The sequence below is a fragment of the Streptomyces sp. NPDC059850 genome, assembly GCF_042731515.1.
Taxonomy (GTDB): domain Bacteria; phylum Actinomycetota; class Actinomycetes; order Streptomycetales; family Streptomycetaceae; genus Streptomyces.
On sequence record NZ_JBHWJI010000003.1, the window covers coordinates 100,254 to 125,435 of the forward strand.

Annotated in this window: 7 protein-coding genes and 1 pseudogene; 6 read left to right on the forward strand and 2 right to left on the reverse strand. The window is 74.3% G+C overall.

What is annotated here, in order from left to right; translation table 11 throughout:
- Nucleotides 1-28: 28 nt before the first annotated feature.
- From ACFV9T_RS03635 to ACFV9T_RS03655, 5 genes and pseudogenes are all read left to right on the forward strand, one after another.
- Nucleotides 29-511 (forward strand): annotated as a pseudogene (locus ACFV9T_RS03635) (heavy metal translocating P-type ATPase); the annotation flags it as partial.
- A 129-nt stretch (nt 512-640) separates the two neighbouring features.
- Entirely contained in the window at nt 641-1,186 is a 546-nt protein-coding gene (locus ACFV9T_RS03640; RefSeq protein ID WP_385436549.1) for a copper chaperone PCu(A)C, read from the forward strand.
- Nucleotides 1,187-1,487: 301 nt separating this feature from the next.
- A complete protein-coding gene (locus ACFV9T_RS03645; protein WP_385436443.1) occupies nt 1,488-1,775 on the forward strand; it encodes a hypothetical protein in 288 nt (95 codons plus the stop codon).
- Between the two features lie 65 nt (nt 1,776-1,840).
- On the forward strand, nt 1,841-2,668 hold the full coding sequence (locus ACFV9T_RS03650) for a BTAD domain-containing putative transcriptional regulator (protein WP_385436550.1): 828 nt from the start codon (nt 1,841-1,843) through the stop codon (nt 2,666-2,668).
- Nucleotides 2,658-5,582 carry a BTAD domain-containing putative transcriptional regulator gene (locus ACFV9T_RS03655; RefSeq protein WP_385436444.1) on the forward strand — a complete coding sequence of 975 codons (2,925 nt, stop codon included), beginning with the start codon at nt 2,658-2,660 and terminating at the stop codon, nt 5,580-5,582. The genes ACFV9T_RS03650 and ACFV9T_RS03655 overlap by 11 nt, the downstream gene beginning before the upstream one ends.
- On the opposite strand, the gene ACFV9T_RS03660 is transcribed toward ACFV9T_RS03655, so the two are convergent.
- Both ACFV9T_RS03660 and ACFV9T_RS03665 read right to left on the reverse strand, forming a co-directional pair.
- The gene (locus ACFV9T_RS03660; RefSeq protein ID WP_385436445.1) at nt 5,546-11,959 is read right to left on the reverse strand and encodes a type I polyketide synthase; all 6,414 of its coding nucleotides are present in this window, start codon (nt 11,957-11,959) and stop codon (nt 5,546-5,548) included. The two genes, ACFV9T_RS03655 and ACFV9T_RS03660, sit on opposite strands and share 37 nt — an antisense overlap.
- A 58-nt stretch (nt 11,960-12,017) precedes the next feature.
- Complete coding sequence (locus ACFV9T_RS03665) at nt 12,018-23,621, reverse strand: SDR family NAD(P)-dependent oxidoreductase (protein WP_385436446.1); 11,604 nt, start codon at nt 23,619-23,621, stop codon at nt 12,018-12,020.
- Between the two features lie 183 nt (nt 23,622-23,804).
- Here ACFV9T_RS03665 and ccrA point away from each other — a divergent pair, with 183 nt between their 5' ends.
- Nucleotides 23,805-25,160, forward strand: a complete 1,356-nt coding sequence (ccrA, locus tag ACFV9T_RS03670; protein WP_385436447.1) for a crotonyl-CoA carboxylase/reductase — start codon at nt 23,805-23,807, stop codon at nt 25,158-25,160.
- The last annotated feature ends 22 nt before the right edge of the window (nt 25,161-25,182 follow it).

Here is a 25,182-nt window from a genome sequence, read left to right on the forward strand (position 1 = left end):
GGGGCGCGATGAGCGCCGTGTCCGACGCGCCACCGTGGAGCGGGCGGGTTACACCGCCGAGCTTCCGGCGCCGCCCGCCGGATCAGCGGACGAGTCCGGAGAGCAGGACCATGAACAGGCCGCCGGTGACTTCGAACGCTTGGTCTTCACCGCGGTGTTGGCGGTGCCCGTGATGGTGCTCTCGATGGTTCCCGCCTGGCAGTTCGACCGGTGGCAGCAGGTGCGTTTCATCCTTGCCACACCGGTCGCGACCTGGGGCGCCTGGCCCTTCCGCCAGCGGGCGCTGCGCGGCCTGCGACACGTGGCGGCCACCATGGACACCCTGGTGTCCCGCGGCGTCCTCGCGTCCTTCGTGCCCCACATCTACCTGGAGGCAGCGGTCGCCGTACCGGACCGAAACGGCAACCGACAGGTCCCCGTGAGCGTGCCGGTCGAGGTGACGCCCGGCACGGCCGTGGTCGGCGGGGCCGTGGTCGGCGGTGCCGTCAACTCCGGCGGTCCGCTGGTCGTACTCGTCGTCAACAGCCTGCGGCTGCGGTCCTACAACCCCGGCAGGCGGCGGACGGGCGCCCCGGCGGAGCCCCCATCGTCACCGCCGCCCCCATCGCCGCCGAGCGCGGCACCCTACGGAAGGATCGCGATGTCCTCAGCGACCGATGAACACCCGGAGGCGGACGTCGACCGCCCCGGCCCGGGAGGGCGCCTGCGAGCGGCACTGGCCCGGGGAGCACGGGCGGCCCTGATCCCGGCGGGCGCCTGCGCACTGGCGCTGGCACTGCTCACGGCCTACACGGCGACCGGGGCGGCGGGCGAACCCGTGCCGAAGATCCGGGTCAACGTCGGCTGGATCCTCCAGCCCGCCGGGCAGCCGGCCGCCGCGTTCTTCGAGATCCGCAACACCGGGAACATCGACGACACACTGGTCTTCGCCGACTCCCCGGCACTCGGCGTCTCCATGCTGCGCAAGCCCGACCGGAACCAGCCGGGCACCGCGCAGCGGGCGCGGCGGGTGGCCGTGCCCGCCAAGAGCACGGTCCGGATGGCCGAGGGGGGAATTCACATCGCCGTCCTCGACCCGCCCGCGCTGCGGCCCCTCGAGAGGGTCCCGTTCAACCTGTGGTTCGAGGGGCGGGGCCGGGTGAAGGCCGTGGCGGTGCTGATGCCCCCGGAGGGGGCCCGGCCCTAGTTGGCGGTCGTCGCCGCCCGCACCCGACTCAGGCTCACCCGGACCGCGCGCACCGCCTCCTACCTGGGCAGATGATACTTTCGGCAAGGGCGGCGTCGGTGCGGCGCCCTGCGGAGCGGAAGCCGTGCCAGGCGCTGTTGGCTACGGGCCCTTGGATGCTCGTCGCCGCGTGAGCTTCCGCGGTTCGTCAGCTGCGGGTCCACCGTGGATGGTCGCGCCCCACAGGGCGGAGCCGCGTACCGGCACCGCCCCGTGCCCCTTACGAAGCGCCATCCGCCCGCACAGAAAGGAGCCGCTGACCATGCACGCGCTTGTGCTCACCGGCAGTCCCAACCCCCGCTCCTCGACCGCCGCGCTCGCCGTGGTGGCGGGTCGCTCGCTCAGCGCCCTGGGCAGTTCGGTGGACACCGTGGACCTGTCGGTGCTGGCCAGCCCCGGCTGCCCGGATGACTTCGCGCCGGGCCCGGGCGGCACCCGGGGGCCGAACGAGGACTTTCTCTCCCGTTGCGACAAGTTGGCCAGGGAGCCGTACCGCTGCGCCACGATGCTGGACCGTCCGGCGCCGGCCGCCGCCCGGGACAGGGTGTGAGCCTGACGGTCCCCGCTCAGCTCGATCAGCGACGAACCGCGAACTCCCGGAGCCGCATCGTGCAGATGAATCTGCTGGGGCCTCTGGAGGTCGTGCACGACGGTGTGCCGACCCCACTCGGCGCCGCGAGAGCCCGTACCGTACTCGGCTTCCTGCTCCTCCATCCCAACGAGACGGTGTCCGTCCACCGGCTCACCGAAGCCCTGTGGCCCGTCGATGTGCCGAGCACCGCCCGGAAAATGGTGCGCAACGCGGTGTCCGCGCTGCGTGGCGTGCTGTCGGCAGCGGACGGCCTGTGCGCCGGATCGGCGTCGGTGGTGTCCACCGCGCGGGCGCCGGGCGGCCAGGGGTATCAGCTGCGGGTGGACCCGGAGCACGTCGATCTCGAGCGATTCTCGGCTCTGAGGATCGCGGGTGAGCGTGGTCTGTCGGCGGGAGATTGGGGGTTAGCCTCGCGCACTCTCAGCCGCGCGCTGGCGCTGTGGCGCGGCGATGTGCTGGCCGACTTCACCGACCAGCACCTGGACTGGCCGGAGCGCCAGGCCGTGCGCGAGGAGTGGTGGGCCGCGCTGGAGGGCCGGATCACCGCCGATCTGGCGCTCGGGCGCGATCACGAGGTGATCCGGGAGCTATCGGTACTGCTGGAGGAGAACCCCGAACACGCCCATCTGGCAGGCATGTTCATGCTCGCGCTGTACCGGCGCGGACGGCAGGTGGAGGCGCTCAGCGCCTATCGCCGCACGCGCAGGGCGGTGGCCGCCCGCACCGGGCACGAGCCGTGCCGGGAGCTGCAGCGGGTGCACACCGCGGTGCTCTCCCATGCCCCATCCCTGATCGAGCCGTTCAGCGGTTTCCGTCACCACCACCAGGAGGGCGGCCACTGTGACTGCTGACGCCATACCCACCGATTTCCGCGTCCTGGGGTCGCTGGAAGTGATACGGGACGGGGCGACCGTGCCGCTGGGCGGGCCGCGGCGCCGCGCGGTGCTGGGCTATCTGCTGCTCCACTGCGGCCAGGCCGTACCGACGAGCAGGCTGATCGCCGCGCTGTGGGGCGACCACCCGCCGCCCTCCGCCCGCAAGGGGCTGCAGAACGCGGTGTGGCACCTGCGCGCCGCGCTGTCACAGGGGCGGACGCGCGGCCGGGGGCCGGAGCTGGTCACCTGCGCGCCGGGCTATCTGCTGCGTGCCGACGCCGGAGACGTGGATCTGCTCAGATTCCAGGAGCTGACGGATCAGGGGCGGGCGAGCTTCGCCGAGGGCTCGGTGCGCGCCGCCTCCGGGCTGTGGCACCGGGCGCTGGCGCTGTGGCGGGGACGGGCACTGGCCGACCTCGCCGAGGCGGGCTTCTCCTGGCCCGAGCTGCGCGCCCTGGAGGAGTCCCGGCTCGATGTGCTGGAGGACTTCTTCGACGCCGAGTTGCGGCTGGGGCACCACGACACGGTGCTCGCCGAGCTGCAGGAGGCGGTACGGGCCGAGCCCCGCCGGGAGCGGCTGCTGGAGCAGCTGATGACGGCGCTGTACCGGGGCGGGCGGCAGGCCGAGGCGCTGGCCGTCTACCGCCGGGCGGAGTCCTCGCTCGCGGAGAACCTGGGCCTGGAGCCCGGGCGCGCGCTCCAGGAGCTGGAGTCGGCGATCCTCGCACACGCCCCGGAACTCTCGCAGCCCGCGCACGAGCCCACGGCGGTAACCCTGACGGACGGCCCGCACTCGTCGCAGGCTCCGCACCTGCGGCCCAAAGCGGCGCCGGAGTCCGTCCGCCGGGACCGCCGCACATTCCCGGCGGACGTCCGCACGCAGGCCACCGTCCTGATGCTGCGGGCGACTTCAGGAGAGGGCCGCCACGAGGAGGACGGCTCGGACGGCCCGCTGGCCGAGGTGGACCGGGTGGCGCTCGAAGAGGCGGCGCGGTTCGGCGGCAACGTCGTGGCCCGGCTCGGCGCGACCTGGCTCGTCCTGTTCGCCGACCCGCGCCCCCACGACCAGAACCACGCCCGCCGCGCTGTCTCGGCGGCCCTGGCGGTCCGCTACCGCTTCGCCCACACCCGGTGGGCGGCACCCTCGTTGGGCGTCCGGGCCGTGGTGGCCACCGGCGATGTGGTGACCCGTCACTCCTCGGTGCCAGCCACGCCGTTAGCAGTCACCGGGGCCGTCGTCGACACCTGCCACGGGCTTCTGCCGCGAGTGCCCGAGCACACGGTGTACGTCACGGAGGCCACCCGGCGCTGTACGCGATCGGCCATCGTCCACCGGCCGGCCGTACCCGAGGGGTGCTGGGAGGCCGTCGGCACCCGGGACGCTCGGCCGGACGGCCACTCCGCTCCCCTCATCGGCCGGGATGACGAACTGGCGTCACTGATGCACCTGTTGAGCGAGCCGGCAGGGGAGGCGGGGCCGCGCGTGGTGACCGTGATCGGCGAGGGAGGCCTGGGCAAGAGCAGGCTGCTCGACGAGTTCGCGGCCCGGGCGGCGCGGCTGCCCGGGCCCGGCGCCCCGCTCGTGTTGCGCGCGCCCGCCACGCTGGTCGACGGCTCCACCCTCACCGTACTGGCCCAGGGACTACGCCGCTGCTGCGGCATCGAGGACGGCGACTCGCCCCAGACGGCGCGCGAGAAACTGTACGAGGCGGTGCGGCGTGCGGCTCCGCAGGACGAGGAGAGGACGCTGATCCGGCTGCACCCGCTGATCGGCGGGGACCGGCTGCTGGAACCGCCCATGGTGCCGCACGAAGTGCTCTTCGCATGGTGGAAGTTCATGGCCGGGACGGCGATGCACCGGCGCTTGGTCGTGGTCGTGGACGAGCTGGACTTCGCCGATGACGCGGTGCTCGACCTCGTCGAGAGCCTTGCCGTGGTCCCGGCGCCGGGACGACGGGGTGCGCTGCTGGTGGTCGCCGGGGCCCGGCCCGCGCTGCTGGAGCGCAGGCCGCACTGGGAGTCGGTGCGGCAGTCCCGCACCATGTCGCTGAAGCACCTCGGCGCCGCTGCCGTACGCCGCTATCTGACGACGGTGCTCGACGCCCCGGACGCGGAGTCCGACGGCCAGGGCCCGCGACACCCCCGCCTCCCCTCGGCGAATGAACACTTCGCCGGTGCGCTGGCCGCCGTGGTCCCCGGCAATCCGCGGGTCGTGGCCGCATACATACGGGATCTGCTCGACCCGGCCACGGCGGAGCGGCCGGGGGCGGGTGAGGCCGCGCTGCCCGGTGAGGTGCGGCGGTTCACCGCCGCACGGCTGGACGCGCTGCCGGAGCCGTTGCGCCGGGTGGCGTGCGATGTGGCGGTGCTGGGCGAGGCCGCGTGGTCGACGGCGGTCGCCGAGGCCGGGGGCCGCCGCCACGAGGAGGTCACCGGGCCGCTGGAGGAACTCGTGGACCACGGGGTGCTGGTGGACCGGGACACGGACCCCCCGCCGACCGCGCCCGTCGGCCACCGCTACGGCTTCCGCCACGAGACCGACCGCCAGGTCGCCCGGAGCCGGGTGCCGTCGGACGAACGGGCCTGCGTGCACCGGGCCGCCGTCGGCTGGCTCGCCACGGTGGCCGACGGTCACCCGCAGGTGGCGACCCATCTGCGGATGGAGGCGCTGCATCTCGCCGCCGCCACCAGCAGGCCGGTCCCGGACCTCCTGGAGTGCAGCCTCCGGAAACTGGATGCCTCCCCGCAGGCGTTCGCCGATCTCGACCGCACCGGCGTTCACTACCTCATCCTGGCGGAGACGCCCGCCACGCGCCTGGTCGAGCTGGAGCGCGTCGCGGAATTCTGCCGCCGTCACCGGCCGGTCCGGTTCGGGGGTGCGGGGAAGTAGCCTGCGGCGCGGAAGAAGTCGGCGTAGAGATCGGTGAGTTCGGCCACCGACTCGGGGCAGGCGATGCCGGTGCCGTCCAGGGCGCGGGCGGTCGCGGAGCTGTCCATGAGCGGGTAGGCCTCCTCCTCCGAGGTCGTCACCGCCTCGAATGAGTCGAGCAGCGGGACCAGGGCGTTGGCGGGGTCGCCGGTGACGCGGGCGGTCCAGGTGGCGCGGTCGGTCCGAGGAAGGTCGTAGCCCGTCTCCCGCAGGCGCTGCACGATGTCGGTGAGCGCGACGGGGTTGTCGTTGGAGAGGTGATAGGTGCGGCCGGCCGCGTCCGGGCGGCGCGAGAGGGCGAGGACCACGGCGCTCACGTAGTCGACGGGCACCATGGGGAAGCTGCCGCGCATGTCCTTCGGTACGGCACCGGCCTGGAGCATGCCACGGACGCTCAGCCAGACGAAGTCCTGGGTCTGGCATGCGCCGTGCTTCTGATCGCCGCACACCACGTCCACGCGGTGGACGGTCACCGGCAGGCCGCGCTCGCGGGCGATGCCGACGAGTTGTTCGCCCGCCCACTTGGTCTGCCGGTAGCCGCTGGGCAGCGCCGCGCCGGGCCCGATGGGGTCGGCCGGACGCAGCGGGGCGCCGTCGGGTCGCGGGCCGGTGAAGACTCCGGTGGAGGAGAGGTAGTGCACGGGCACCGTGCGGTGCAGCGCGGCGAGCCGGAGCACTTCGCGGGTGCCGCCGACGTTGACCTCGCGCATCACCTCGTACGGCTTGAGCCAGTGGACCTGTGCGCCCGCGTGGAAGACGACGTCGGCGCGGCGGGCCAGTTCGTCGAAGCGGCCGGGGGTGAGTCCGAGTTCCGGTTCGGCCAGGTCGCCGGTCTCGATCGAGACGCGGTTCAGGTCGATCTCGTCGGCCACGCGGTACCACTCCAGGTTGCGCAGCAGCCGTTCCCGCCCTTCCTCTTCGCTCGCCGCGCGCACCAGGCAGTGCACGACGGCACTGGTGGTGGCCATCAGGTCGCGCAGCAGAAAGGCGCCGAGGAAGCCGGTGGCGCCGGTGAGCAGCACCCGGCGCGGGTCGCTGGCCTCGCGTACGACGGTGGCGGCCGGGCGGACGTCGTCGGGGAGGTGGAGATCGGCGGAGAAGTCCGGCCCCGTACCCTCCCGGCCGGGGTTGTCCACCGACACCTCTTCCTCCTCCGCACCAAGTTGGGCGAGGAGGGCGTCGGCGATGCCCTGCGGGGCGGAGTGGTTGAAGACGAGGGAGAGCGGGACGCTCAGTCCGGTGGCGGCGGCCAGGTGGTTGCGGAGCTGGATCGTGGACAGTGAGTCGAGCCCGGCGTCGTGCAGGGGGAACTGGGGGTCGACCGGCTCGCGATGGCCCAGGGCGAGCGCGATGCCGGAGGTCACCAGGTCCAGGACGGCCGGTGCGCGGCGCTCTGCGGGCAGGGCGGCGTAGTCCTCGGCCGGGACGCCAACCGTCGCACCCTGGGCCATGGCGCTGCGGCGGCCCGCCGTACGCGCCAGGGTGCGCAGCAGCGGGTGGACGCGCTCGGCGGTCCGTACGGTGTCCAGGTCGAGCGGGCTGGCGGCGACCACGGGCAGGTCGGTGCGCAGCGCGGCGTCGAACAGAGCCGGTCCGACGTCGGGGGTGACGGGGGCGAAGCCCTCGCGGGCGATGCGGGCCAGGTCGGCCGCGCCGAGGTGGCCGCCGAGCCCGGCATCCAGCTGCCACAGGCCCCAGGCCATCGAGGTCGCGGGCAGTCCGAGGGCGGCCCGGTGCCCGGCCAGCGCGTCGAGGAACGCGTTGGCCGCCGCGTAGTTGGCCTGTCCCGGGCCGCCGAACAGTCCGGCGACGGAGGAGAACAGCACGAAGGCCGCCAGGCTGTGACCGGCCGTCACGTCGTGCAGGTTCCACGCGGCCTCGGCCTTGGCGCGCCAGACGGTGTCCAGGCGCTCGGGGGTGAGGGTGGTGATCAGGCCGTCGTCGAGCACGCCCGCGGTGTGGACGACGGCGGTCAGCGGGTGTGCGGCGGGGATGCGGTCGAGCACGGCGGCCAGCGCGTCCCGGTCGGCGGCGTCGCAGGCGACGGCCTCGGCGTGGGCGCCCGCCCGCGCCAGGTCGGCGATCAGCTCGGCGGCGCCGGGCGCGTCGGGTCCGCTGCGGCTGAGCAGCAGCATTCGGCGCACGCCACGGGTGGCGGCCAGGTGCCGGGCGAACAGGGCGCCGAGGGCACCGGTGCCGCCGGTGATCAGGACGGTGCCGTCCGGGTTCCAGGCGCCGGGCGCGGTCAGCTGAGGAGCGGGGACTCGGGTCAGGCGGGGGACGAAGACGCGGCCCGCGCGTACGGCGACCTGCGGCGCGCCGGTAGCCAGGGCGTGCGCCAGGGCGTCCGGCAGATGGCTTCCGGACCCGGCCCCCTCGGCGGGCTCGGCCCCGGTGTCGACGAGGACGATCCGGCCGGGGTGCTCCGACTGCGCGGAGCCGAGCAGGCCTTGGACCGCCGCCCCGAGCGGCTCGGGTCCGTGGTCGTCCAGCCCCTCGCCCACCGCGCCCCGCGTCAGCACGACGAGCGGGACCTCGGCGAGCCCGTCCTCCGCGAGCCACTGCCGGACCAGCGGCAGCACCCGCAGCAGGCCGTCCCGCGCCGAGGCGGCGGCGTTCGCCGTGTCCCGTGGAGAGGTGGCGTGGGCAACAGCGGGGAGCACGACGGCGTCGGGCCGCTCGCCGTCCGACACCGCCTTCCGTACGGCAGCGGCGTCGGCGTACCGGACGGCGCCGGGGAGGTCCTGCCTCTCCCCCAGGACGCCCCACCGCAGCGGGGCGCGGTCCCGGGGGGCCGTCACCACGGGTGTCCATACGCGCTTGAAGAGCGCGTCCGGTATCTGAGCCGACGCCTCGCCCGTCGGGGCGGCCCCGCACACGACGGCGTCGGCGCTGAGTACGACCCGGCCGCCCGCGCCACGTACCACCAGCGCGAACTCCCGCTCGCCCAGGGGCTCCACGGACGCCGACACCTCGGTGGCACCGGTCGCGTACGAGCGCAGCCCGCGCCATTCGGTCGGGGTGCCGGGCAGCAGTTCGGACAGGAGGCGGTCGAGGAGGCGGGGGTGCAGGGCGTGGTCGGCGCCGCCTTCCGCCACGTCGCCGTCGTCGAGGCGGGCCGTCGCGGACGTCCCCGTCGGCGGGTCCGCGTGCGCGCCCGGTGCGGGCTCACCCGCCCGGGCCAGCACACCGGTGGCGCACCGCACCCAGCCCGCCTCCGTGCCGCCGGGCCTGGCGTGCACGCGCATCGGGCGGCGGCCCGAGCCATCGTCCGGGCCGACGACGACTTGGAGTTCGGCAGCGGTCCGCTCGTCCGTCTCCAGCGGGCGGAGCAGATCGAGGCTCTCGACGAGGGGGTGGTCCACCTCGTCGCCCGCGCGCAGGGCCACTTCGGCGAAGACGGCGGCGGAGGCCATGGTGCCGCACGCCACCTTGCCCGTCATCACCGTGATGTCACCGCCGTCCGAACCCGCCGCGCCGGGGATGTCCGTCGTGGTGTGCAGCAGCGGGTGTCGCTGCGGGCCGGTCGTGACGCCGCGCCGGGCGGGCGGCAGCCAGAAGCGCTGCCGCTGGAACGCGTACGTCGGCAGGTCCGCGTGGCCGTCGCCGACGGGAGGGACGGCGGTGGCGAAGAGCCGCTCCCAGTCGGCCTCGACGCCGTGGACATGCAGTTCGCCCAGGGCACGCAGCGCGGTGTCCGGCTCGGGGTGCTCACGGCGGACGGGGGCGATCGCCAGGTGCGGGTGGTCGCCGAGGACTTCGCCGGCGAGCGCGGTGAGCACTCCCGCCGGGCCCACCTCGACGAAGGTGTCCACGCCGCGCTCGGCGAGGGCACGTACGGTGTCGGCGAAGCGCACCGGCCGGCGGGCGTGGCGGACCCAGTGGTCCGGGTCGGACAGGGTGCGGGCGCCGACCGGCGCGCCGTCGAGCATGGAGACGAGCGGAACCGCCGGTTCGGCCGCGCTGACCTGCGCGGCGATGGGCCTCAGCTCGTCCAGCAGGTCGTCCAGCTGGGGCGAGTGAAAGGCACCGCCGACCGTCAGCTGCCGGGTACGGACGCCGCGCCGGGTCAGCTCTTCCGCGAGGGCCAGCACCTCGGTGCGGTCACCGGTCAGGACGGTGGCGGCCGGGCCGTTGACGGCGGCGATCCCCACGAGGTGCTCGCGGCCGGACAGCAGCGGCAGCACGTCCGCCTCGGGCGCGGATACGGCGACCATCGCGCCGTCCTCCGGCAGCCGCCCCATGACCGCGCCACGGGCGGCCACCAGCGCGACGGCGTCGTCCAGGCCGAGCGCGCCCGCGGCGTGGGCCGCGGCGATCTCGCCGAGGGAGTGGCCCGCGACGAAGTCGGGCCGCACTCCCCAGGACTCCAGCAGCCTGAAGAGCGCGATCTCGAAGGCGAAGAGGGCGGGCTGGGCGAACTCGGTGCGGTCCAGCGTCGCACCGCCCGCGAGCACCACGTCCTTCAGGGACCGGCCCTTCAGTGAGCCCCCGAGCACGGCGTCGAAGCGCGCGCACACATCGTCATAGGTATCGGCGAACTGCGGGAAGACGGTGGCGAGTTGGCTGCCCATCGCCGCGCGCTGGGCGCCCTGGCCGGTGAACAGGAAGGCGGTACGGCGGTCGGACCCGGCCACGCCCTGGGCCACTCCCTGTGCCCGTGGCTCCCCCGAAGGAGTGCCATCGGCGAGCGCCGCGAGGCCATCGAGCAGGGCAGCCCGGTCACCGGCCACCACGACCGCGCGGTGTTCCATGGCCGTACGGGTGAGGGCCAAGGCCTTGGCAACCGGGCCGAGGCCGACGGAGTTCTCTTCCACAGCGCCGCGCAGTTTCCGTGCCTGCGCCCGCAGCGCCCGCGGGTCGCGGGCGGAGAGCAGGAACGGCAGGGCGCACCCGATCTCGGACGGCGCCTCCTGATCCAGCGACTCCGCTTCTTCTTCCACGATGAGATGGGCGTTGGTGCCGCTGACGCCGAAGGAGGAGATCCCCGCGCGGCGCGTGCGCTCGCCGTGGGGCCACGGCCGGGACTCGGTCAGCAGCTCCACCCCGCCGGAGGACCAGTTCACGATCGACGTGGGCGTGTCGATGTGCAGGGAGGCAGGCAGCACACCGTGCCGCAACGCCATGATCATCTTGATCAGGCCGCCGATCCCGGCCGCGGCCGAGGCGTGCCCGATGGCCGACTTGAGCGATCCGAGCAGCAGCGGACGGCCTTCGGGCCGGTCCTGGCCGTAGGTGGCGAGCAGCGCCCGCACCTCGATCGGGTCGCCCAGCTTCGTCCCCGTGCCGTGGCCCTCGACCGCGTCCACGTCGGCGGGTGTCAGCCCGGCGTCGGCCAGCGCCTGCTGGATGACGCGCTGCTGGGCCGGGCCGCTGGGGGCGGTGAGGCCGTTGGACGCGCCGTCCTGGTTGACCGCCGTGCCACGGATCACCGCGAGCACCGGGTGGCCGTTGCGGCGCGCGTCGGACAGGCGTTCCAGGACGACCAGGCCCGCGCCCTCGGACCAGCCGGTGCCGTCCGCCGCGTCCGCGAAGGATTTGCAGCGGCCGTCGGGGGCGAGTCCCCGCTGGGTCGCGAAGTCCACGAACGCGCCGGGCGTGGCCAGTACGGTCGCGCCCCCGGCGAGCGCCATGCGGGACTCGCCGCGCCGCAGCGCCCGGCAGGCCAGGTGGATGGCCGTCAGCGAGGACGAACAGGCGGTGTCCACCGTGACGGCGGGGCCTTCCAGGCCCAGGGTGTAGGCGATCCGGCCGGAGGCGACGCCGGGCTCGCTGCCGGTCATCAGGTACCCGGCGGCCTCCGGGTCCTCGCGGTCCATGTCGGTGTAGGTCTGTCCGGCCAGCCCGGCGTAGACGGCGGTGTCGCTGCCGCGCAGCGACGTGGGCGGGATACCGGCGCGCTCCAGTGCCTCCCAGGCCACCTCCAGAAGGAGGCGCTGCTGCGGATCCATGGCCAGGGCCTCGCGCGGCGAGATACCGAAGAACGCGGCGTCGAACAGCGGCGCTTCGTGCAGGAACGCGCCCCGCCTGGTGTAGGTACGGCCCGGTGTGCCCGGTTCGGGGTCGTAGACGCCCTCCAGATCCCAGCCCCGGTCGGTGGGGAAGTCCGAGGTGGCATCGGTGCCGTCGGCGACGAGCCGCCACAGGGCCTCGGGGGTGTCGGCGCCGCCGGGATAGCGGCAGGCGGCGGACACCACGGCGATGGGCTCGCGGTCGGCCGCTTCGAGTTCGGCGATGCGCCGCCTGGCCTTGGTGAGGTCACGGGTGACCCACTTCAGGTAGTCGGCCAGCTTCTGCTCGTTGCTCTGCGGGTGTTCCGGGGCGGGAGGCTCGGACATGCGGTGGTTCTCCATGGGGGCTCGGCGGCGGACCGGGTGACTGATCCGGTTCGGTCGGTCAGTCGGTGGTGCGGCCGAGGTCGTTGTCGATGAAGGCGAACAGGTCGCCGAGGTTGCCGAAGTCGTCGGGCGCGGCGGGGTCCGGGTCCGGGGTCCCGGGAGGTGTTCCGGCCTCCGCCTGGCGGGTGTCCTCGTCCCAGCCCGAGGCCAGCCGTCGCAGCCGTGCGGCGACCGACGTGCGCGCGGACGCGTCGTCGCCGAGGGCTGTCGCGCTGGCCAGCGTCTGTTCCAGGCGGTCGAGTTGGGCCAGCACGTCAGCCTGGCCCGGTTCGGTCTCCTTCAGGACGAGGTCGGCGATCCCGGCCGGTGTCGGGTGTTCGTACACGAGCGTGGCGGGCAGGTCGAGGCCGGTCAGCGCGCTGATGCTGGCGCGCAGCCGGACGGCCGCGAGGGAGTCGACGCCCAGGTCCTGGAACGGCCGATCGGGTTCGACGACGGTGAGGTCGGCGTGGCCGAGCGCCTCGGCGATCCGCTGCCGGATGGCGTCCAGCGCGTACCGCCGTCGCGCGGTCCCGCTCAACTCGCCCAGCCGCGCGGCGAATTGCTGGCTCCGGGCCATGGGCTCGTCCGCCTCGGGCTCCCCGGTGACCGTGGGCGCCCCGGCCACTTCGAGCCAGTACCGCGTGCGCTGGAAGGGGTACGTGGGCAGCGGTACCCGGCGGGCTCCGGTGCCCGCGAAGAACGCCTCCCAGTCGACGCCGACTCCGCGGTCGTGCAGCCAGCCCAGCAGCGACAGCACTCCGGTGGCCTCCGGCTGGCGGCGGCGCAGCGCGGACAGTGCGCCCGGGTCGCCCACCTGTTCCTCGGCCGCCAGGGTCTCCTCGATGACCGTGCTCAGGGTGGCGTCCGGCCCCACCTCGCAGAAGGTGTCCACGCCGTGGGCCCGCAGCGTCGCCACCGCGTCGCCGAACCGTACGGTCCCCCGCGCGTGCCGCACCCAGTAGTCGGGGTCGCGCAGCTCCTCCGGGTCCGCGATCCGCCCGGTCAGCGTGGAGACGACGGGGATCCGCGGGGCCGCGTAGGACAGGCCCTCGGCGACGGCGCGGAACTCCTCCAGCGCCCCTTCCATCAGCGGTGAGTGGAAGGCGTGGCTGGTGCGCAGGCGACGGTGGCGCTCGAAGCGCGCGGCCAGCGCCAGTACGTCCTCCTCGGCACCGGAGACCACCACGGACCGGGGGCCGTTGACGGCGGCGAGGCCGACCCGGTCCTCCTGACCCGCGAGCAGCGGCAGCACCTCCTCCTCTGCGACCGGCAGGGCGACCATCGCCCCGTGCGCCGGAAGGGCGTTCATCAGCCGACCGCGCGCCGCGACCAGGGTGACGGCCGAGGGCAGGTCCAGGACTCCGGCGACGTGGGCCGCGGCCAGCTCGCCGACGGAGTGACCGGCGACGAAGTGAGGCGCCACGCCCCAGGACTCCAGGAGCCGGAACAGCGCCACTTCCAGGGCGAACAACACCGGCTGGGTGTAGTCCGTACGGTCCAGCAGCGCGCTCTCCTCGGTGTTCGGCGCGGCGAAGGCCACGTCGTGCAGCGGTCGGCCGAGGTGCGGTTCGAACAGCACGCTGATCTCGTCGAAGACGGCGGCGAACACGGGGTGGGCGGCATGAAGTTCGCGCCCGGCGCCCGCGCGCTGCGAGCCCTGGCCGGTGAACAGCACGGCGGCGCTGCGGCCGGCCCGCGCCGACCAGGTCTCGCCCGCGCCGCGCGCCAGCGCGGCCACGGCCGCCCGCAGGGCGTCCGGCCCGTCGCCGACGGCGGTGGCACGGTGGTCGAGGGCACTGCGCGTGGTGGCGAGGGAGTACGCGAGGTCCAGCATGTCCCGCGCGTCGGCACCCTCCATCGCGGTCAGCAACCGCTCCGCCTGGGCGCTCAGCGCCTGAGGGCCGCGCGCGGAGAGCGGCAGGGGAAGCGCGGACGGCGACGCGGCGCTGTCGTCCGTGAATTCCCTGTCGTCCGTGAATTCAGCGGCCTCCCGGTCTTCGGCCGGGGGCTCCTCCAGGATCACGTGAGCATTGGTCCCGCTAATGCCGAAGGACGAGATTCCGGCGCGGCGGGCGCGTTCGGCGCGCGGCCAGGACCGGGCCCGCGTCAGCAGCTCCACGCCGCCGCTCTCCCAATCCACGGCGGGCGAGGGCTCGTCCACGTGCTGCGTGGCGGGCAGGGACTCGTGCCGCAGCGCGCCCAGCATCTTGATCACACCTGCCACCCCGGCAGCCGCCTGCGTATGGCCGATGTTCGACTTCACCGAGCCCAGCCACAGCGGTTCGCCCGTGGCCCGCTCACGGCCGTACGTCGCCAGCAGCGCCTGGGCCTCGATCGGGTCGCCCAGCCGGGTCCCCGTACCGTGCGCCTCGACCACGTCCACATCCGCGCCGGACAGCCCGGCGTCCGCCAGCGCGGCCCGGATCACCCGCTGCTGAGCACCGCCGTTCGGTGCGGTCAGGCCGTTGGAGGCGCCGTCCGAGTTGACCGCCGATCCGCGTACGACCGCCAGCACCCGATGGCCGCGGGCCCGCGCCACGGACAGCCTCTCCAGCAGCATCAGCCCGACACCTTCCGACCACCCCGTGCCGTCCGCCGCCCCGGCGAAGGACTTGCAGCGGCCGTCCGCCGCCAGGCCCTGCTGCCGGGTGAAGTCCTCGAAGACGGTGGGGGTGGCCATGACCGTCACGCCGCCCGCGAGGGCCGCCTCGCACTCACCGGCGCGCAGTGCGCGGCTGGCGAGATGAAGCGCCGTCAGCGAGGACGAGCACGCGGTGTCCACCGAGATCGCCGGGCCTTCGAGTCCGAGGGTGTACGCGATCCGCCCGGAGGCGACGCTGTGTGCGCCGCCGGTGAGCAGATAGCCCTCGGAGCCACCGGGAACGTGCGTGGCCCCCGCCCCGTAGTCGTGGTGCGCGACGCCGGTGAACACGCCTGTGGCGCTGCCGCGCAGGTCCGACGCGGGCATCCCGGTCCGTTCGAAGACCTCCCACGCGGTCTCCAGGAGGAGCCGCTGCTGCGGGTCCATGGCCACGGCCTCGTTGGGGCTGATGCCGAACAGGGCGGCGTCGAAGTGCCCCGCGTCGTAGAGGAATCCGCCCTCGCGGGTGCCCGACGTGCCGGGCCGGCCGTCCGAGCCGTAGAGGGTGTCCAAGTCCCAGCCCCGGTCCTCGGGGAAGGCCGCCATGACGTCCGCGCCCTCGGCGACCACACGCCACAGGTCCTCCGGAGAGCCGACCCCGCCCGGGAAGCGGCAGGCCGCCCCCACGATCACGATCGGGTCCTCGTCATCGGCGGACGGGTCGGCGGGGGCCGCGACCGGCGTCGGCTCCCGGGTGTCCAGCACGAGTTCACCGGCCAGGTAGCGGGCGACGGCGAGCGGTGTCGGGTGGTCGAACAGCAGTGTCGCGGGCAGTCGTACGCCGCTGGCGGTCGCGAGGCTGTTGCGCAGTTCCACCGCGGTCAGCGAGTCGAAGCCGGAATCCTGGAACGCCCGGTCGGCGGCGACCGCGCCCGCGCCGCCGTCGCCGTGTCCGAGGACAGCCGCGGCGTGGCCGCGTACGAGGTCGAGCAGCACCCGGTCGCGTTCGGCCGTCGGCATCGCGGCGAGGCGGGCCGCGAAGTCCGGCGCGGGCGCGTCGGACTGCGCGGTGCGCCGCACCGCCGTCCGCACGAGGCCGCGCAGCGGGGCGGGTACCGGGCCCGAGGTGCGGCGGACCGCCGCCAGGTCGAGACGGGCCGGTACGAGCAGGGCGTCCTCGGCGCCCACGGCGGCGTCGAACAGGCTCAGCCCGTCGGCGGTGGGCAGCGGGGCGACACCGGTGCGGCGCATGCGTGCCACGTCGGCGGCGGCCAGCTCGCCCAGTCCGCTGGGCTGCTCCCACAGGCCCCACGCGAGCGAGGTGGCGGGCAGGCCACGGCTCCTGCGGTGCTGGGCGAGCGCGTCCAAGTAGGCGTTCGCGGCAGCGTAGTTGGCCTGCCCGGCGCCGCCCAGGACACCGATGACGGAGGAGAAGAGGACGAACAGGTCGAGCCCGGTGTCGGCGGTCAGCTCGTGCAGGGCGAGCGCGGCCTCCGCCTTGGGGCGCAGCACCCGCTCAAGGCGCTCCGGCGTCTGGGACTCGATGACGCCGTCGTCCAGAGCACCGGCGGCGTGCACGACGCCGGTCAGCGGGTGCGCGTCCGGGACGGCGGCCAGCAGCCGGGCGAGCGCGGCGCGGTCGGTGACATCGCACGCGGCGACGGCCACTTCGGCTCCCAGCTGCCGCAGTTCGTCGCGCACGGCCACGGCCCCGGGGGCTTCCTCGCCGCGCCTGCTCACCAGGAGCAGGTGCCGGACGCCGTGTTCGGTGACGAGGTGACGGGCCAGGAGCGCACCGAGCGCGCCGGTGCCGCCGGTGATGAGCACCGTGCCGTCGGAGGAGAGCACCGGCGGCTTGGCGGGGTGCGCCTTGACGAGCCGGGGGGCGAGCAATTGTCCCCCTCGTACGGCGAGTTGGGGTTCCCCGGTGGCGAGGGCGGCGGCGATGGCCGAGCGCGTGACGCCCTCGTCCTCGGACTCTTCCGTGACATCAGGTCGTACGGAGTCCAGGTCGAGCAGGACGAAGCGGCCCGGGTGCTCGGTCTGGGCAGTGCGCACCAGCCCCCATACGGCGGCGCAGGCGAGGCCCGGGACGTCGTCGTGGGCGGTGGCCGCGACCGCGCCGCGGGTGCGGACGACGAGGGTTCGGGCGCTGTCGTCGTCGGCGAGCCAGGTGTTCAGGCGCTCCAGTACGGCGGCGCAGGAACCGGCCGACTCGGCGTCCAGCACGACCGCGTCCGACGCCTCCGCCGAGGGGCCGCCCGCAGGCTGCTCGGGCAGCGCGGTCCACTCCACCCGGTGGAGGGCGTCCAGGGACGCGGCCCGCGAGGCCGTCAGCTCGGCCACCGGCACCGGGCGCCACACCAGCGACTCGATCTCGGCGACCGGCCGCCCCGTGGAGTCCGCGACGGTGAGCGCCACGGCGTCGCGCCCGGCCACCGGAGTGACGCGCACCCGGGCGGTGGCGGCTCCGGTCGCGTGGACCGACACCCCGCTCAAGGCGAAGGGCAGCAGCACCTCCCCTTCGGCCGACTGCCCCTTGCCCAGCAACACGGTCTGCAGCGCCGCGTCCAGCAGGGCCGGGTGCAGGCCGAACTTCTGTGCCTCCTCGCGGCGTTGCTCGGGCAGAGCCAGCTCGGCGAAGAGTTCCTCGCCCCGGCGCCAGGCAGCCCGCAGCCCCTGGAAGGCGGGCCCGTACTCCTGGCCGCGCGCGGCGCGCTCCGCGTAGAAGTTCTCGACGGATACGGGTTCGGCGCCGGGCGGCGGCCACGCGGTGAGGCCGTCGGGTTCGGGCCGGGTGCGGGGGGTCAGGGCGCCGGTCACGTGCCGGATCCAGTCCCGTGCGCCCTGCCCGTGGCCAGGGCCGTCGTCCGGGCGGGAGTGCACCGCGAAGGGACGGTGGCCGTGTTCGTCCGGTGCGCCGACCGACACCTGGAGCAGCGCTGCCTGGGTTTCTGGCAGCAACAGCGGGCGTTCCAGGGTGAGTTCGTCGATGCCGCCGCAGCCTGCCTCGTCGGCGGCGCGCAGCGCGAGTTCGGTGAAGGCGGCACCCGGCAGCAGTGCCGCGCCGGGTACGGCGTGGTCGGCGAGCCAGGGGTGGGTACGCAGCGAGATGCGGCCGGTGAGCAGGACACCGTCGTCGGCGGCCAGGCCGACCACCGCGCCGAGGAAGGGGTGTTCGGCGGATCCGACGCCTGCCGAGGTGACGTCACCCGTTCCCGCGTGCGCCCAGTAGTGCTGCCGCTGAAAGGCGTACGTGGGCAGTTCGACGCGCCGCGCGGGGGTGGCTGCCGACGGGGTGCACACCCCGGCGATCACGGCCGCGCGGTCCACGGCGTCGCCCCGCACCTGGGCCTCGGCGATCGACCGCAGGAAGCGGTCCAGGCCGCCCTCGCCGCGCCGCAGCGACCCCACGGCCGTGACCGTCGTCTCCGCTTCCTCCGCCGTGGTGTGCACGCTGGTGACCAGCAGCGGGTGCGGGCTCATCTCCAGGAAGGAGCGGTGCCCGGCGCCGAGCAGGGTGCGGGTCGCGCCGAGGAAGTCGACGGGCTCGCGGGCGTTGCGGAACCAGTAGTCGGCGTCCATCGTGCGGCCGTCGATCAGTTCCCCCGTCACCGAGGAGCACAGCGGGACGTCGCCCTCGCGCGGACGCAGCTCGCCGAGCGCGTCCAGCAGCGGCTCGCGCAGCGCGTCGATGAGGGAGCAGTGCGAGGCACCGTCCGGGACGATGACGCGGGCCCGCAACTCGTCCGCCTTGCACGCGTCCACGAAGCGTGTCACCTCGCCGGGCTCGCCCGCGACGGTGGTCGCGCGCGGGCTGTTGGCGCCGGAGACCTCAAGTCCCGGGAACCCGTCGGCGATCCGCTCCCGTACGTCGGCCACAGGCAGCGCCACCGAAGCCATCGCCCCTCGCCGGGTCAGCGCCTCGGCGAACACCCGGCTGCGGACGACCACGGCCCGTGCCGCCTCCTCCAGGGACAGCACCCCGGCGACGCAGGCTGCCGCGATCTCGCCCTGCGAGTGGCCCACGACGGCGTCGGGGCGCACCCCCGCGTCCGTCCACGTCCGTGCCAGGGACACCATGACGGCGAACAGCGCCGGCTGGGCGACGTCGATCCGTTCCAGGGACGGCGCGCCGGGCCCGCCGCGTACGGAGTCCATCAGCGACCAGTCGACGTGCGGGTCGATCGCCGCCGCGCACTCGCGCATCCGCGCGGCGAACCCCGGTGATTCCTCCATGAGTCCGTCGGCCATGCCGGTCCACTGGGAGCCGTGCCCGGGGAAGACGAAGACGGTCTTCCCCTCGGCGCTCGCGCCTGCCACACCGGTGACGACGGACGCGTCGGCCTCATCTGCCGCCAGCGCCGCGAGGCCACGCAGCAGTTCCTCTCCGTCCGCACCGACGACCGCCGCACGGTGGTCGAAGGCGGTTCGGGTGGTGGCGAGGGAGTGGGCGACGTCCAACGGCCGCGCGGGGTGGCGCTCCAGGTGGGCACGGAGCCCGGCGGCCTGGGCGCGCAACGCCTCGGGGGTGCGGGCGGAGAGGAACCACGGGACGGGCGGCGCGACGCCGGGTTCCGTGGTGTCCTCGTGGCCATCTTCCTCGGCCGGGGGCTCCTCCAGGATCACGTGCGCGTTCGTACCGCTGATGCCGAAGGACGAGATTCCGGCGCGGCGAACGCGTTCGCCGCGCGTCCAGGACCGGGGCTCCGTCAGCAGTTCCACACCGCCGCTCGACCAGTCCACGGCCGGAGACGCCTCGTCGACGTGCAGCGTCGCGGGCAGCACGCCGTTCAGCAGCGCACCCAGCACCTTGATCACACCGGCCGCCCCGGCCGCCGCTTGCGTGTGACCGATGTTCGACTTCACCGACCCGAGCCGGAGCGGATGTCCGGAGGCCCGCCCCTGCCCGTACGTGGCCAGCAGCGCGCCCGCCTCGATCGGATCGCCCAGCCGCGTCCCCGTGCCGTGCGCCTCGACCACATCCACATCCGCGCCGGACAGACCGGCGTCCGCCAGCGCGGCCCGGATCACCCGCTGCTGAGCGCTGCCGCTCGGCGCCGTCAGGCCGTTGGACGCGCCGTCGGAATTGATGGCGGAGCCGCGTACGACCGCCAGCACCCGGTGGCCGCGGGCCCGCGCCACCGACAGCCGCTCCAGCAGCACCAGGCCGACGCCCTCGGACCATCCCGTACCGTTCGCCGCCCCGGAGAAGGGCTTGCACCGGCCGTCGGGCGCGAGGCCGCCCAGTCGGCTCAGTTCGGCGAAGATTCCGGGCTCGGGCATCACGGTCGCGCCGCCCGCGAGGGCCGCCTCGCATTCGCCCGCGCGCAGCGAGCGGCAGGCCAGATGGATGGAGACCAGCGACGCGGAGCAGGCGGTGTCCACGGTGGCCGCAGGGCCCTCCAGCCCGAGCGCGTAGGCGATACGGCCGGAGGCGACGCTCGGCGTGGTGCCGGTGAACAGGTGGCCCTCGGAGCCGCCCTGGGCGTCGGCGAAGCGCGGGCCGTACTCCTGGTAGGTCGTGCCGACGAAGACGCCGGTGGGGGTGGAGCGCAGGCGGGCGGGATCGATCCCGGCGCGCTCCAGGCACTCCCACGACGTTTCGAGGAGGAGCCGCTGCTGCGGGTCCATGGCGTGGGCCTCGCGCGGGCTGATGCCGAAGAAGGGCGCGTCGAACTCGGCGGCGCCACGGAGGAATCCGCCTTCACGGACGTACGTGGTACCGGGGCGGCCCAGCTCCGGGTCGTAGATGCTCTCGACGTCCCAGCCCCGGTCCTCGGGGAAGTCGGAGATGACGTCCGCGCCCTCGGCGACCACGCGCCACAGGTCCTCCGGGGAGCCGACCCCGCCCGGGAAGCGGCAGGCCGCCCCCACGATCACGATCGGGTCCTCGTCATCGGCGGACGGGTCGGCGGGGGCCGCGACCGGTGCCGTCCGCCCGGCCAGTTCGTCGCCGAGGTGTTCGGCGAGCGCCTGCGGGGTGGGGTGGTCGAAGACGAGGGCGGCGGGCAGGCTGAGGCCGAGCGCCTGGGACAGGCGGTCGCACAGCTCCACCACGCCGAGTGAGTCGAGCCCCTGCTCGCGCAGCGCGGTCCGCGGATGCACGGAATCGGCGGACGGGTGCCCGAGGACGACCGCGGCGTGCAGCCGGACGGTGTGGAGCAGGGCACGCGGGTCGGCCTTGACGTCGGTGCCGGTGCCGGGGGCATGGCCACCGTCCACACCGGCTGCCGCCACCGGAGCGTCCGGGGTCCCCGGAACAGCCTGAGCATCCGGTGCGGCGGAGGCGTCCGGCGCAGCCGAGGTGTCCGGCCAGTGCCGCTCCCCCTGGAAGGCGTAAGTGGGCAGTTCCACGCGGTGCCCGGTGCGCCCGGCGAGCGCCCGCGCGCTGACGCGATGGCCGCGTACGTGCAGGGTCGCGGCGGCCATCCGCGCGGCCTGCGCCTCGGGCCGGGCGCCGCGCAACACCGGCATGAAGCTCTTGCCGACGGCAGGCACCGACTCGCGGGTGGCGGCGCACAGGACGCCGTCCGGTCCGAGTTCGATGAAGTCGCGGACACCTTCGGCGTCCAGGCGACGCACTCCGTCCAGGAAGCGGACGGTGCCGCGCAGGTGGCGGACCCAGTAGTCGGCGGTGGCGATCTCCGAGCCGTCCACGACCTCGCCGGTCAGGTTGGAAATGATCGGGATGGCGGGAGCGTGGAACGTCAACTCCTCGGCCACGCACCGGAATTCATCCAGTACGGGATCCATGTGGTGCGAGTGGAAGGCGTGGCTCACGGGCAGCCGCTTGACCTTGCGGCCCCGTTCCCGCCAGCTCGCCGCCAGCTCGGCCACCGCGTCCTCGTCACCGGAAATCACCGTGGAGTGCGACCCGTTGACGGCCCCGACGGTCAGCCGCCCCTCGTACTCGGGCAGCTCGGCCCGTAGCTCCGTCTCCTCTGCCTGGACGGCGACCATCGCGCCCCCGGCGGGCAGCGACTGCATCAGCCGACCGCGCGCGGCCACCAGCGCACAGGCGTCCGGCAGCGACAGGACACCCGCGACGTGGGCCGCCGCCAGCTCGCCGACGGAGTGGCCGATCAGGAAGCCGGGCCGTACGCCCCAGCCGTGCACCATCCTGAACAGCGCCACTTCCAGGGCGAACAGCGCGGGCTGGGTGTACTCGGTACGGTCCAGCAGACGCTCCCCGTCCTGCTCGGCATCGTCTTCGGACGCCCAGAGGACCTCGCGCAACGGGCGGTCCAGGAGCGGGTCGAGGTGTGCGCAGATCTCGTCCAGCGCGGTTCCGAACTCCGGTGAGGCGGCGGCCAGTTCGCGGCCCGAGCCGAGCCGCTGCGCGCCCTGCCCGGTGAACAGCAGCGCGAGCGCGCCATCTGCCCCCTGCTCCCCTTCCGTGTCCCCTTCCACCACGCCCGCTGAAGGCGTGCCGGTTGCCAGCGCGTCCAGCTGGCGCAGCAGTTCGTCCCGGTCGGCGGCGAGCGCCACGGCCCGGTGCTCGAAGTGGCTGCGGGTGGTCGCCAGCGACCAGGCGACGTCGGGCAGCGCGAGCCCCGGGCGGGCCTCAAGGTGGCGGCGCAGGGCGTCCGCCTGGCCGCGCAGGGCCGCCGTACTACGGGCCGACAGCGGGAAGCCGATCACATCCGGTTCGCCGACGGCCTCGGTTTCCCCCGGGTCCGCCTCCGCCTCCTGATCGCGCGTGGGGGCTTCTTCCTGATCGCGCGTGGGGGCTTCTTCCTGATCGCGCGTGGGGGCTTCGGCGAGCACGACATGGCAGTTGCTGCCGCCCATCCCGAACGCGCTCACCCCGGCGATCAGCCGTCGCCCGGGGAGCGGCCAGCGGCCCAGCTCCGTGTGCACCCGCACGTTCGCCTCGTCCAGGCACAACGCCGGGTCGGCGGTGCGGTGATTGAGGCTGGGCGGCAGCTCGCCGTGCTGGACCGAGAGCGCTGCCTTGAGCAGACCGGTGATGCCCGCGGCACCCTCGAGGTGTCCGACGTTGGTCTTCGCCGACCCCACCAGCAGGGGGTCGTCCACGGGCCGCCGTGTGCCGAGGGCGGCGCCCAGCGCCGTGGCCTCGACCGGGTCACCCACGGGCGTGCCGGTGCCGTGCAGTTCGACGTACTGGACGTCGGCCGCCGTCACACCTGCCCTGGTCAGGGCGGTCTCCACCACCTCCCGCTGGGTCTCGGCCCGGGGTGTGGTCAGGGACTCTCCGCCGCCGTCGTTGTTGACGGCGCTGCCCAGGATGACGCAGCGCACGTGGTCGCCGTCCGCCAGCGCCCGGCTCAGCGGCTTCAGGACGACGAGGCTGCCGCCCTCTCCCCGTACGTAGCCGTTGGCCCGGACGTCGAAGGTGTGGCAGGCGCCGTCCGGGGACAGTGCGCCGAAGGCGGCGACACCTGCCGTGCTCGCGGGGTCCAGAAGCAGGCTGACGCCACCGGCGAGGGCGATTTCGGACTCGCCCTCGCGCAGGCTCTCGCAGGCGAGGTGGACGGCGGTCAGGGACGAGGACTGCCCGGTGTCGACCGTCATGCTGGGCCCGCGGGTGCCCAGCATCCAGGACGTGCGGTTGGCGATGACACCCCGGCTCCGACCGGTGAGGGAGTGCCGGCCGGGCCCGTCGGCCGCCGCGTCCCGCGCCTGCCGCGTCACCCAGTCGTCGCCCATGGCCCCCACGAACACTCCGGTACGGGAGTCGCGCAGCGTCGTGGGAACCGTCCCGGAGTTCTCCACCGCTTCCCAGGCCAGCTCCAGCATCAGCCGCTGCTGCGGATCCATGGCCCGGGCCTCGCGCGGGGAGATGCCGAAGAACGCGGCGTCGAACACGCCCGTGTGGTCCAGGTAGCCGCCGGGGTGCTGGTCGCCGTCGGCCACTCCGGGGTGGCCGGGAGGCGGGGCGGCGACCGCGCTGCGGCCCTCGCGCAGCAGCTCCCAGAAGGCGTCGGGGGTCGGCGCTCCGGGGAGGCGGCAGGCCACACCCACGACGGCGATCGGCTCCTCGGCCGTGCCGTCGGCGCTCCGGACCTCGTTCATGGCTCTACTCCCTGGTCGTCGATCGCCGGTCTTCAGTTGTCGGTCGCCGACCCTAAGCAGCGGCGGGGAACGCCCCGGTCTTCGTCCGTTTACCCGAGGCCGAGAGCGGGCCGAGACCGTCGCGTTGACCTTCGGGCGCCGGTCGCTCAGTACGTTGGCAAACAGCCGAAAGGAGCCGAATCCATGCAGAAAACTCCGGAAACCCTGGACCCGCTCGCGGAGGCGGTGCTCTCCGGCGCGGACCCCGACGAGCTGCGCCGCACGCCCCTGCCCCGCGAATACGTGGCGGCGCACCTGCTCGCGTCGGACGTCGGCATGTTCCGCGACAGCACGTCCAAGGACGTGCGCTCCTCACTGCGCGTCGGCCGGGTGCCCATGCCCGAGCTGGCCCCGGACGAGGTCGTGGTCGCGGTGATGGCCAGCTCCATCAACTACAACACCGTGTGGTCGGCGATGTTCGAGCCGCTGCCCACGTTCGACTTCCTGAAGCGGTACGCCAAGCAGGGCGGCTGGGCGGCCCGGCACGACCAGCCGCACCAGGTGCCCGGCTCCGACGCCTCCGGGGTCGTCGTACGCACCGGCAGCGGCGTCCGCCGCTGGCAGGTCGGCGACCACGTCCTCGTCCACCCGGTCCACGTGGACGACCAGGAGCCCGCCACCCACGCGGACGGCATGCTCGGCACCGAGCAGCGCGCCTGGGGGTACGAGACCAACTTCGGCGGCCTGGGCCAGTACGCGGTGGCCCGCGCCAGCCAGCTCGTCTCCAAGCCCGCCCACTTGACCTGGGAGGAGTCGGCGAGCAGCCCGCTGGTCGGCAGTACGGCCTACCGGATGCTGGTCAGCGACACGGGCGCGCGCATGAAGCAGGGCGACGTCGTGCTGATCTGGGGCGCGGCAGGCGGGCTGGGCAGCTACGCGAGCCAGCTCGTCCGCAACGGCGGCGGCACGGCGGTCGGCGTCGTCGGCTCCGAGCGCAAGGCGGAGGCGGCCCGCGCGATGGGCTGCGATGTGGTGATCAACCGTCAGGAGCTGGGGCTCGGCGACACCATCGACCCCACACCCGAGGAGACCATCCAGATCGGCAAGCGCCTGGGCCGGATCATCCGCACCGAGACCGGCGACGACCCGCGCATCGTCTTCGAGCACGTGGGCCGGGCCGTGTTCGGCATCTCCGTCTTCGTCGCGGCGCGCGGCGGCACGGTCGTGACCTGCGGCTCCAGCACCGGCTACCAGCACGTCTTCGACAACCGCTATCTGTGGATGCGGCTGAAGAAGATCGTCGGCAGCCACGGCGCCAACCTCCAGGAAGAGCAGGAGTTCACCCGGCTGATCTCGAACGGACGGATCGCGCCGGCGCTCTCCGCGCTGCACCCGCTCGCCGACGTCGGCGAGGCCGCCCGGCTCGTACAGAAGAGCCAGCACGTCGGCAAGGTCGGCGTCCTGTGCCTGGCGCCCGAACGCGGGCTGGGCGTCACGAATCCCGCGCTGCGTGCGTCGATCGGCGAGGACCGGATCAACCCGCTGCGGCAGTTCGCCTGAGCCCGCCCCAGCACCGAATCCC

Bases quoted from the DNA above. Each gene is read 5' to 3' on its own strand.
- ACFV9T_RS03640 (WP_385436549.1), top strand. From the start codon at position 641: ATGTCCTCAGCGACCGATGAACACCCGGAGGCGGACGTCGACCGCCCC.
- ACFV9T_RS03645 (WP_385436443.1), top strand. From the start codon at position 1,488: ATGCACGCGCTTGTGCTCACCGGCAGTCCCAACCCCCGCTCCTCGACC.
- ACFV9T_RS03650 (WP_385436550.1), top strand. From the start codon at position 1,841: ATGAATCTGCTGGGGCCTCTGGAGGTCGTGCACGACGGTGTGCCGACC.
- ACFV9T_RS03660 (WP_385436445.1), bottom strand. From the start codon at position 11,959: ATGTCCGAGCCTCCCGCCCCGGAACACCCGCAGAGCAACGAGCAGAAG.
- ACFV9T_RS03665 (WP_385436446.1), bottom strand. From the start codon at position 23,621: ATGAACGAGGTCCGGAGCGCCGACGGCACGGCCGAGGAGCCGATCGCC.
- ccrA (WP_385436447.1), top strand. From the start codon at position 23,805: ATGCAGAAAACTCCGGAAACCCTGGACCCGCTCGCGGAGGCGGTGCTC.